At 33.8% G+C, this 11163-nt stretch carries 11 protein-coding genes; 6 read left to right on the top strand and 5 right to left on the bottom strand.

Annotated features, from left to right (window positions below):
- Positions 1 to 18: 18 nt before the first annotated feature.
- The 5 genes from P6733_RS01630 to P6733_RS01650 form a co-directional block, all read right to left on the bottom strand.
- Positions 19 to 1197, bottom strand: a complete 1179-nt coding sequence (locus P6733_RS01630; protein ID WP_306349835.1) for an acyl-CoA dehydrogenase family protein — start codon at positions 1195 to 1197, stop codon at positions 19 to 21.
- A 103-nt stretch (positions 1198 to 1300) separates the two neighbouring features.
- Entirely contained in the window at positions 1301 to 2065 is a 765-nt protein-coding gene (locus P6733_RS01635) for a hypothetical protein (RefSeq protein WP_306349836.1), read from the bottom strand.
- A 161-nt stretch (positions 2066 to 2226) separates the two neighbouring features.
- On the bottom strand, positions 2227 to 2937 hold the full coding sequence (locus P6733_RS01640) for a tRNA1(Val) (adenine(37)-N6)-methyltransferase (RefSeq protein ID WP_306349837.1): 711 nt from the start codon (positions 2935 to 2937) through the stop codon (positions 2227 to 2229).
- Positions 2938 to 3000: 63 nt separating this feature from the next.
- Positions 3001 to 3525 (bottom strand): ribosome maturation factor RimM, encoded by a 525-nt coding sequence (gene rimM / locus P6733_RS01645; RefSeq protein ID WP_306349838.1) that lies wholly within the window; start codon positions 3523 to 3525, stop codon positions 3001 to 3003.
- A 15-nt stretch (positions 3526 to 3540) separates the two neighbouring features.
- On the bottom strand, positions 3541 to 4074 hold the full coding sequence (locus tag P6733_RS01650) for a 30S ribosomal protein S16 (RefSeq protein ID WP_306349839.1): 534 nt from the start codon (positions 4072 to 4074) through the stop codon (positions 3541 to 3543).
- Positions 4075 to 4305: 231 nt separating this feature from the next.
- Here P6733_RS01650 and P6733_RS01655 point away from each other — a divergent pair, with 231 nt between their 5' ends.
- The 6 genes from P6733_RS01655 to P6733_RS01680 all read left to right on the top strand — a co-directional run bounded on the left by P6733_RS01655 (position 4306) and on the right by P6733_RS01680 (position 11090).
- Complete coding sequence (locus P6733_RS01655) at positions 4306 to 4788, top strand: DUF6252 domain-containing protein (RefSeq protein WP_306349840.1); 483 nt, start codon at positions 4306 to 4308, stop codon at positions 4786 to 4788.
- 166 nt (positions 4789 to 4954) lie between these two features.
- The gene (locus P6733_RS01660) at positions 4955 to 6181 is read left to right on the top strand and encodes a sensor histidine kinase (RefSeq protein ID WP_306349841.1); all 1227 of its coding nucleotides are present in this window, start codon (positions 4955 to 4957) and stop codon (positions 6179 to 6181) included.
- Between the two features lie 201 nt (positions 6182 to 6382).
- Positions 6383 to 6805: an RNA recognition motif domain-containing protein gene (locus P6733_RS01665; RefSeq protein WP_306349842.1), complete on the top strand. Its 423-nt coding sequence runs from the start codon at positions 6383 to 6385 to the stop codon at positions 6803 to 6805.
- Positions 6806 to 7055: 250 nt separating this feature from the next.
- Entirely contained in the window at positions 7056 to 8423 is a 1368-nt protein-coding gene (locus P6733_RS01670; RefSeq protein WP_306349843.1) for a TolC family protein, read from the top strand.
- Positions 8424 to 8454: 31 nt separating this feature from the next.
- Positions 8455 to 9504: an HlyD family secretion protein gene (locus P6733_RS01675; protein ID WP_306349844.1), complete on the top strand. Its 1050-nt coding sequence runs from the start codon at positions 8455 to 8457 to the stop codon at positions 9502 to 9504.
- Entirely contained in the window at positions 9504 to 11090 is a 1587-nt protein-coding gene (locus tag P6733_RS01680; RefSeq protein WP_306349845.1) for an efflux MFS transporter permease, read from the top strand. The genes P6733_RS01675 and P6733_RS01680 overlap by 1 nt, the downstream gene beginning before the upstream one ends.
- The last annotated feature ends 73 nt before the right edge of the window (positions 11091 to 11163 follow it).

Genomic DNA, 11163 nt, shown 5'->3' on the forward strand with positions numbered 1-11163 from the left:
ATTTAACTATTTTCTTTATTATTTGAAGGCTGGAATTCCAGTAATATCCAATCCAGTAATTAGTAAATGGATATCATGTGTTCCTTCATAAGTAATTACAGATTCTAAGTTCATCATGTGTCTCATGATTGAATATTCTCCTGTAATCCCCATTCCACCTAGTATTTGTCTAGCTTCACGAGCAATATTGATTGCCATATCTACATTGTTTCTTTTGGCCATAGAAATTTGAGCAGAAGTTGCTTTGTTCTCATTACGTAGAACACCCAAACGCCAAGTTAGTAATTGTGCTTTTGTGATTTCAGTAATCATTTCAGCCAATTTTTTTTGTTGCAATTGTGTTCCAGCAATAGGTTTGTCAAATTGAATTCTTTCTTTTGCATAACGCAAAGCAGTGTCGTAACAATCCATTGCAGCACCAATAGCACCCCAAGCAATACCATAACGAGCAGAATCAAGACATCCTAGTGGAGCACCCAATCCGCTTTTGTTTGGTAATAAATTTTCTTTAGGAACTTTTACATTGTCAAATATTAACTCACCAGTAGCAGAAGCTCTTAGTGACCATTTGTTGTGTGTTTCTGGAGTTGTGAATCCTTCCATTCCTCTTTCTACAATAAGACCGTGAATTCTTCCAGATTCATCTTTTGCCCAAACTACAGCAATATCTGCAAAAGGAGCATTAGAAATCCACATTTTGGCACCATTCAATAAATAATGATCTCCTTTATCTTTAAAGTTCGTTACCATTCCACTTGGATTAGATCCGTGATCTGGCTCAGTTAAGCCAAAACATCCAATGAATTCACCAGAAGCTAATTTAGGAAGGTATTTTTTTCTTTGTTCTTCATTTCCGTATTTCCATATTGGATACATTACTAAAGAAGATTGAACTGAAGCCGTAGAACGAACACCAGAATCTCCTCTTTCAATTTCCTGCATGATTAAACCATAAGAAATTTGGTCTAATCCAGCTCCACCATATTCTACTGGAATGTATGGACCAAAAGCTCCGATTTCTGCTAAACCATTAATGATTTGTTTAGGAAATTCAGCTTTTTGTGCGTAGTCTTCAATAATTGGGGATACTTCACGTTTAACCCATTCGCGGGCAGCGTCACGTACCATTTTATGTTCGTCTGACAATAAATCGTCAACTAAGTAGTAATCTGGTGCTTGGAAAAGATCTGGTCTCATTTTTTATGTTTTAAATAGGTAACAAATGTAAATAATGAAATCTAACAAAACAATTCAAAAAAGTTATATTTTTATTTAATGAAAAGTATTTTATGATAAAATCTTATTCATTTGATTTTTTATTTTCTTTTTGTTGTTTTACAATAAGGTCACAGAGTAAAAATTTGATTTCTTCAATATTGTTTGTATCGATTAATTTTTGAAGAGCCGGGTCTTCTACAGCAAGATAGAAAAGTTGTTTTATATTTTCTTTCGGATATTTGATGGTGTTGGTGATGTAGTTTTCCAAGTAATCTTCTAGGAAAATTAAATTCAATTCTTTTTTCTCTAATAAAACTAATTTTCTTAATTTATCTGTGCGACCCGATATAGCATTGATGATAGGATCTATTTTTACACTTCCGCCTATTAGTCCGAGTAAATGGATGGGTTTGAATTCTCCAGCAGTTTGGAGAGCTCTTTCTGCAGGAGTAGGGGTTTTTCTATTTGATTTGATGATGCCGAGGTTAACGGCATTAATCTGTGTGTTTTTGTTGATGTTGACTTCATCGAGTTGGATGAAACTCGGGTTCAAGGTGATTTGAAGAGATTCTGAATCTAGTTGCTCTTTATTGATGATAATACGTTGGGCAATAAATTTTGGAGCAGAGATATATAAGGTGTCTTTCAGTTTTACAGCAATCGTGGAAAATTCAACATTATTTTTTGTAGCCTCTTCTCGGGATGTAATGTTAATGATTTGAACAGAGTTGATTAGCTCGTTATCAGATTGGACTGAAACATGTATTGGTTTTCTTTCCTGAGCATTTGCGACCAGGTTAAAACAATAAAAAAGTATTAATGGTATGAGGAGTAATGTTTTTGCCAAGTGTAAAATGATCTCTTATTTTATTGTCAAATGTATATCAAAATGGCTTTTTTAGAAGTTAAATTATTTTAATTTTAACTATAATAGTAGGTTTATTCGTGAGGTGTAGGGTAGTGGTTGAGTGTAATTGAAAAGGAATTTAATGAGTAAACGAACAAGTACTACATTTTTAAATAAAAATCCTTTGTAAGATTAATGTATTCTGGAGTGTATTCATGACGTCCAATTTCAATAATCAACTCGTCAATAATAAGATTATTAGTTTTTGTTCTGCAGAATGCAATAAGACTTCTCTTGATTTTAGAAGTTAGATTTCCTTTTACTCTAGTGATCTTAAACGGATATAATTCACATTCATTCGCCCAAAGAATAAATTGTTCCTCTTCTTTGTGTGGGATGATAACGGTGAATACACCTTGTTCAGAAAGTAAAAAGGAAGCCGCTTCGATTAAATCTTCAAAAGGTAGTGAGTCGGTAAAACGAGCTAAATTTCGTTGTTCATCCTTCGAGGTGTAATCTTCAGTATAGAAAGGAGGATTGGACACGATTAAATCATATTCATCTTCTGGTTCTTCCATGAATTCGTCTAATTCTGCATGAAAGCAAAATAATCGATCACTCCAAGGACTATTTTCAAAATTATCTACAGCCTGTTCATAGGCTTCTTCGTCAATTTCCAAAGCGTCAATTTGATCGGCAGCACAACGCTGTGCAATCATTAAAGCAATGATCCCTGTTCCTGCACCAATATCTAATACGGTAGATGGATTATGATCTAGTGGAGACCAAGCACCTAATAGCACACCGTCAGTTCCAATTTTCATGGCACATCGATCTTGTTCTACAGAAAATTGCTTGAATTGGAATTTCATGAATGAAACGGAAATTGGATTATTGTTTGTAATCTATGGAATGCTTGAAGGAGAAAGGGAATACTATAAGTACATCTCGACTAAACCTTCAGGTAAGTTCATGATTACCTTTTTATTTTCACGATCAATTTTAACTAAGAAATGATCAATCATCGGAACAAGGATTTCGACTTCACCATTTTCAACTTCAAAAAGAGGTTGAGCAGTAGAGTCATTTATTGAAACAATTTTCCCGAATACACCTAATCTTTGATCTTCAATTTCAAAACCAATTACTTCGTGAAAGTAAAATTTGTTACCGGTAAGTTTTGGTAACATTTTTAGAGGAAGGTAAATGCCACAACCAAGTAGCTTGTCTGCGTCCTCTTCAGTATTAGTATCTTCAAAACGAATTCGAAGGAAGTCGTTTTTATGGATAGAACTACTTTCAATAAAAAATGGAACCAGGTTATTGTTGAATTCAACAAATACTGATTCCAAATTTTGATACAATTCAGGTTCGTCCGTGTCTAAATAAGCCAGAACTTCTCCTTTAAAACTAAATTTTTTGGCGATCTTGCCTAGGTAGAAACAATCTTCTTTACGCATAAATCACCTCAATAATTAAGCTTGAGTTTCCTCGTTGTTTTCTTCTGTTGTTTCAACTTCTTCAGCAGCTGGAGCTTCTTCTTGAGTAGCTTCAACTTCCGCTTGTTTAGCAGCAGCGATACGTTTTTCGTTTACTTCTTTTTCAGCAGCAAGTGCTTTTGCTCTAGCATCAGCTTGCGCTTTTGTTAAACCATCTTTTTTAGAATCAACTTTACCCGTTTTTTCGTCTAACCAAGTAGCCAATTTAGCATCAGCTTGCTCTTGAGTTAAAGCGCCTTTTCTAACTCCACCATCCAAGTGATGTTTCAATAAAGCACCTTTGTAAGAAAGAATTGCTCTAGCAGTATCAGTTGGTTGAGCTCCATTGTGTAACCATTGAACAGCATTGTCCAAGTTTAAATCAATAGTTGCAGGGTTAGTGTTTGGATTGTAAGTTCCGATTTTCTCTAAGAATTTACCATCTCTTTTTGAACGTGCATCAGCTGCAACGATCCAGTAAAAAGGTTTCCCTTTTTTACCATGTCTTTGTAATCTAATTTTTACAGGCATAATCGTGTGATTAAAATTTGAGGTTCTCGACCTCCGTTAATTAAGGGTGCAAAGATAATACTTTTTTTTATTTACCATACTTAAAAATTAAGTTTTAATAGTCTTACACTCTGATGTTTGCTAATTTTATTTGATTAAATCATTATTTTTATGATTTTTTTTAGAATATTTCATTTTATAATCTATTTTTGTATGTTTTAAAAAATAATTGTATATTCTAACTTTATAAATATGAAAAAGTTATTGGCGTTTTTTATATTACTTGTTGCATTTAGTTCTTGTGAAGAAGATGTGAAATTTAATAATCCTGCGGTTCAAGGTCAAAAAGATAATGAATTTTGGAAAGCGGTGGAGTATAGAGCTACACTTGAAGCGGATGGAGGAATGACAATTACTGCTTATAGAGAAACAGAAGTATTGACATTAAGAACAAGCCTTACAGCTCCTGGAACTTATACTTTAGGAATAGATACCTTTAATAAAGCTTCATTTCTAACAAAAATTGGAGATAATACAGAAATTAGTTATTCAACAGGACCACAAATTGGTGATGGAGAAATTGTAATTACTGAATTTGATCATGTAACAGGAACTTTCTCTGGAACATTTAGATTTAATGCGGATAAAGTAGGTAATAATCCACTAGGGAACCCAACAGTAAATTATCAAAATGGAGTTTTTTATAAAGTTCCAATCAGCATTATTGGATTATAAAAATCATACACAATATATAAACCACCCAATAGGGTGGTTTTTTTATGCCCTTAAATTTTTGAAGTATATAAGGTTGTGAAAAAACAGAAATAATTTTAAATAAAAAAGATCAAGGTATTGGTATAAAGAAGTATATTTAGGTATTAAAGAATATAGAAACAATATAATGATTACTCCCCAAATCCCCCTAAATGAAAATGCTAGACTCTTAGCATTGCAGAATTATTCTATCTTGGATACACTACCAGAAAAAGAATACGACGACATTACTCAATTAGCATCTGAAATTTGTCAAACCCCTATTTCCTTAATAAGTTTAATTGATCAGAATAGGCAGTGGTTTAAATCACACCGTGGTTTGGAAGTGACAGAAACTCCTAGGGAATATGCTTTTTGTGCTCACGCTATTTGTGATAATTCGGGAGAGATTTTTATTGTCAATGATTCCCGACTAGATAGCCGGTTTAATGATAACCCATTGGTAATAGGAGAGCCACATGTAGTCTTTTATACAGGAGTGCCATTGATTAATGATGAAGGTTTGGCATTAGGAACATTATGTGTGATTGATGACAAACCGAAAGTGCTCAATGAAGACCAATTAAAATCATTGCGGTCATTATCGAATCAAGTGGTAAGTCTGTTTGAATTAAGAAAAAGTAAAATTATATTAGAGCGCATATCAAAAGATCTAGAACGAAGAAATTCTGAGTTGGAGAAATTTGCTCAAGTAGCTGCCCATGACATTAAATCCCCATTAAATAACATTTCGAGTTTAGCAGAACTATTAGTAATAGAATACGCAGACAAGCTAGATGAAGAAGGTGTAGAGATTGTACATCTGTTGAATGATTCCTCCATCGTGTTGAGAAATTTAGTGGATGGGATTTTGGAACATAGCAAAAGTGAAACACTCTTGACGCAAAAAATGGAATTTTTCTCTTTGGGAAATCTTTTTGACGAAACGATTAAGCTGTTGGATAGTCAAAAAGCATATGAGTTTGTACTACCACTGTTAAACAGTACAATCTATACGAACAAAATTGCCTTTCAGCAGATTCTGATTAATTTACTATCCAATGGTATAAAATATAATAAAGAAGAAAAGGTTAAAATTGAAGTTACTTTCTCTGAAAAAGTATCCTATTATGAATTTATGGTTAAGGATAATGGTATGGGAATCAGAAATGAAGATTTAGGACGTATCTTTAATATTTTTGAAGTGATGACGCCCGAAGATCGATTCGGACATCGTGGAAATGGAATAGGGCTTTCTACTGTAAAAGGACTAATTGAAGGACTGGGTGGGAAAATCGATGTGGAGTCTGAAATTGGACAAGGTTCGCAGTTCAAATTTACGATTGCAAAACAGAATTTAATGGCGACAGCTTAAAGTAAACAAATTGATTTGTAGGTCTTTATCTACAGTCAATCATCATAAATGATAAATTAAAGTTAATAATAATTTAAAAGAAAGCGGGTAAAACCTGAGTTTTTATTAAAGTTTTATATCAATTTGTAGAAATGCACTAATTCATAGTGTATTGCATTAAAAATAAGTTACATTTGTTTAATTATAATAAAATTATAAAGTATGAATATTTTCGTTGGAAGCCTTCCATTCAGTATTGAGGAAGCAGATTTAAGAGAGTCTTTTGAGGCTTATGGAGCAGTTGATTCTGTAAAAATTATTACTGATAAATTTACTGGAAGAAGTAAAGGATTTGGTTTTGTTGAGATGCCAAATGACGAAGAAGGTCAGAAAGCAATTGATGAGTTAAATGGTGCTTCAGTTCAAGGACGTGCTATTGTGGTGAATAAATCAGAACCGAAACCAGAAGGAGAAAGAAGAAGCTTTGGTGGTGGTGGAAATAGCCGTGGAGGTAGTGACTTCCGTGGAGGAAACAGCCGTGGAGGTAGTGATTATAGAGGTGGAAACGGTCGTAGTAGTGGCGGTGGAGACTATAACAAAGGTGGAAACAATCGTGGTGGCGGAAGCAACCGTGGTGGATACTAATCCAGCGTTAGAATTAAAAATATATTTTTTATTCCAAAATATAAAACCATCCCTCAGGATGGTTTTTTTATACCCAATTTTTCCAATATTCATTTTGGCCTAAATGGATAAATATTTGACTTTTTAAAATTATTGGCCTTTGCTAAAACGTAAGACCTTTGTATCGAAATAATTGTAGAACTACAATGCAATACAAAAGCCTTATATGTTGGTAACCACCCACTTCATTATTAATAGATCATAATTTATTATGAATATTAATTCATCGATGATTACGAATAATCATCCTTACCGATTTTTATTAAATAGTATATTTTGGAGCCTGATAATCTTAGGAATAACAATTCCGGTTTCGGGACAGCAAACCATAAAACTTTCTGTTTCGCAAGCATTAAAAATTGCTTCAGAAAACAATAAGGTTATTCAGAAATCAAAACTACAAGAACAAGTAAGCATTTTGGAAGTCAAAGAGAAAAAACAACTTCGTTTACCTGAGATAGATTTTCATGCCTCTTATTCTAGAATTACTAATCTCACAGAATTTCAAAAAGGAATGTTCAGTGATAAAAAAGTCACGCATACAATTCCAGAAATGTATGATTTGAAAACGACTTCACGTACTCCTATATATATGGGGAGTAAAATTAGAAATTCAATCAAGAAAGCTGAACAAGAAAGTGAGATGGCCTCCATAGCTGTGGAGAAAACAGAGAATGATATTCATATTGAAGTCGTAGCCTCCTATTTAGGGATTTATAAATTAATGGAACTTCAGAAAATTATTGAAGAAAATATAAAAGAGCAAGAAGACCGATTGAAAGAAGTGATGTCCTTTAGAGCACATGGAACAGTAAAAAAGGATGAAGTACTCCGTGCGGAACTTCAGCTTTCAGATATGGAATTGGCTCTGATGAAAAACAAAAAGAATATTGCAATAGCAACATTCGAATTGCAAACTTTATTACAATTACCAGAAGAAGATCGGCTAGAGCTAGATACTACAAACCTAATTGCGACAAACTCTTTATTAGAGCCGTATGCTTTTTATGTGAAGGCGACTTTACAAAATGAAGAAATGCGAATAACAGAAAAGGAATTAGAAGAGGCAAAAACAGAACAAAAGATTATTAAAGGAAATTATTTACCTACAATTAGTTTTTTTACCTCTTATGCATTCAACTATCCTAACTATATGTTTTTCCCTCCAGACCCTTACTTGTATACTTTGGGACAAGTAGGTGTTGAAGCGACTTTTAGTCTTTCAAATCTGTATAAAAATAAAACAAAAATGCAGATTGCAAATAAGAAGATTGAAGTACAGGAAACGCAAAAAGAAGTGGTGCGAAATGAAATGATGGATAAGGTATTTAAACAATATACCCAATATCAAGAAATTACAGATCAATTTCCAGTTAACCAAAAAGCCGTGACTTTAGCAGCCGAAAGTTATCGTATTATAAAAGTAAAATACCTGAATCATTTGATTTTAGTAACCGATATGTTGGATGCTGATAATGCATTGCTAACGGCAAAGTATAATGTTGTTTCGACACAAATAGACGCAACAATGAAGTATTATGAATTGCTGTACACTGCGGGCATATTAAAAGTTGAATAAATAGATATAAAATCCAATATTTTTTTGAATAATGAAAGTAGAAAAGTCATCAGTTAAACATGGTTTATTTCATAAGCTATTTACTATAATAGCGAGTACTGTTGTAGTTTCAGGAGTGGTATTAGGAATTTGGTTTTTTATCTTCTACCGCAATCATGAAGAGACAAATGATGCTCAAGTTGAACAATATGTAACCCCAATAAATACGCGAATTACAGGATATGTTCAAGAAGTGCTTTATCAGGAAAATCAATTGGTACATCAAGGTGATACCCTAATTATTATTGATAATAGAGAATATAAAGCCCATTTGGATTTAGCATTAGCTGAAATTGAAAACGCAAAAAATAGTGTAGGTGTAATGCAGAAAAATGTGCAAACGACACATAGTGATATTGGTATTCGTCAATCTCAATTAGCTGCTGCAAAAACGAACATTTGGAAAACAGAACAAGAATATAAAAGATATATCGCCTTGCAAAAAGAAGAAGCGGCAACAGAACAGCAAGTGGAAACTGTGAAAGCAGCCTATGAAGTAGCATTAGCGCGTTTTCAGGAAATCAATCGAGCGATACAATTTACCGAATTGAGCACTTCAGAAGCTTCTGCAAAAGTGCCAATGGCAGAAACAGTTATTCAATCCAAACAAGCGCTAGTTGATAATGCAAAATTGTATTTATCCTATACGATCATTACGGCGCCTTATGACGGATGGGTGGGAAAAAAAACAATTCAACCAGGTCAATTAGTCAAAGAAGGACAAGTATTGGCATCCATAGTCAGTAAAGAAAAATGGATTATTGCCAATTTTAAAGAAACTCAAATACAATATTTAAAAGAAGGACAACAGATAACTTTTAAAACAGATGCCTTGGGGAATAAAGTTTTCAATGGAGAAATAGAATCCTTTTCTCCGGCAAGTGGAGCTCGATTTTCATTATTACCACCCGATAATGCGACGGGAAATTTTGTGAAAATAGAACAACGAATCCCTATTCGTATTAAGTTGACAAATGAAGAAGATGAAGTTCACTTTTTAAGAGCGGGAATGAATGTAATTGTTGTAGCAGACCATCAATAATGATGTTAGATAATAGTGTTTTTAAACCATGGATACCCGATTGGTTCATCAAAGTGGTGTTGATGTTCTGTATGTTGCATTCCATGGTTTTATTGGGTGTATATACTTCAAATGTGACCTATTCTGCCAGTTTCTTAGATGTTGAGATTGAAGATTTACAATTTTCACTCAGTGTAACGTATGGAACTTTTTTAGCAACCATCCTTATCGAAAGCAGGCTGTTTAAATATTTCCCAGTTAGAAATTACTTTTTAGGGATTTATATATTGGCAGCATTTACTTTTATTCTTTCGGCATATACAGACAATTATGTATTGTTCATTATTCTTAGAATGATAGAAGGTGTTTTGATGGCACTACCTTGGATTCCGTTGCGACAATTATTGTTGACACGCTTCAAGTCGAAAAATGCAACGATTATTGTTTTTTCATTCAATTGTGCAACGCTGCTTTTGGCATCACCTTTTATAATGACTATCGCAGTTTGGTTTTTGGAAAATTATGAGTGGAAATATATGGCATATGCTTCTGCATTCTTTCAGATAATATGTGTAGGACTGGTTTTATTGACATTTAATGGGAATCGATTTTATAAAAAAATCCCATTATACCAAATCGATTGGGCGAGTTTTATCTTGGTTTATGCAGCCATACTATGTGGATGCTATGTATTTATTTATGGAGAAAAAAAATATTGGTTTGAATCCGTGCAAATTGTTCTGGCGAGTATAATTGCGCTAACAACCAGTGGCCTTTTTATCATGCGACAACTATTAGTAAAAAGGCCCTGCTTTGATTTAACGGTATTTCGATATGCAAATCTGAGAACAGGCTTTTTGCTTTTTTTACTCTTTTATGTGGCCAGAGCAACGTTGAATATTTGCCATGGAACCATGTATAGCGTTTGGGGTTGGGAACCCATGCGCGTAGCCCATGTACAATATATTAATGCATTTGGAAATCTGATAGGGCTCACACTCGGAGGAATAGCGCTTTCAAAAGCAGTGCAGATGCGGTATATTTTTATCATAGGATTCTTGTTATTGGCAGTGTACCATTTTTGGTTCACCTTTTTATTCGTTGAAGAGGTGTCATTGTGGGATATCGCAATTCCTTATTTGTTGCAAGGCATTGCGGTAGGAATGTTATTTGTACCACTTATACTTTTTACAGTCTCTTCCGTTCCAGTAAACCTAGCTGCTTTTTCAGGGACAGTAGGAGTGACAGGACGATTTTGGGGCAGTACTATTGGATTTTGTATAATGCAAAATGCGCAAATATTTCTGCAACAATCCCATTACAGTAAACTACAGCAGTTTGTAATGCCCGAAAGTCCAGAAACTCAATCCAGATTAACAAATGCTATACAAGGATTTGTAAATAAAGGTTTTACAGCAGATGAAGCACATAAGTTAGCGGTCCAGGGATTAATAAATACCGTGAAAAAACAATCGATGCTGCTGTCCAATATGGAAATTTTTACAGCAATGGGTTGGGTTTTGATAGCGCTAGTTCTTTTTTTGATGGTCAATAAACACCTGAGACAGACATTCGATATTTTTAAAAATAAAGTTTGGGGAAGCTAATGGCACAAAAGAATGTGATTTCCATTGTTGATAAGTAAACTTGTCTCATCCTTCAAAAATTACGTAATTTTGT

It is taken from the genome of Flavobacterium aerium, from assembly GCF_030766725.1.
Lineage (GTDB): Bacteria > Bacteroidota > Bacteroidia > Flavobacteriales > Flavobacteriaceae > Flavobacterium > Flavobacterium aerium.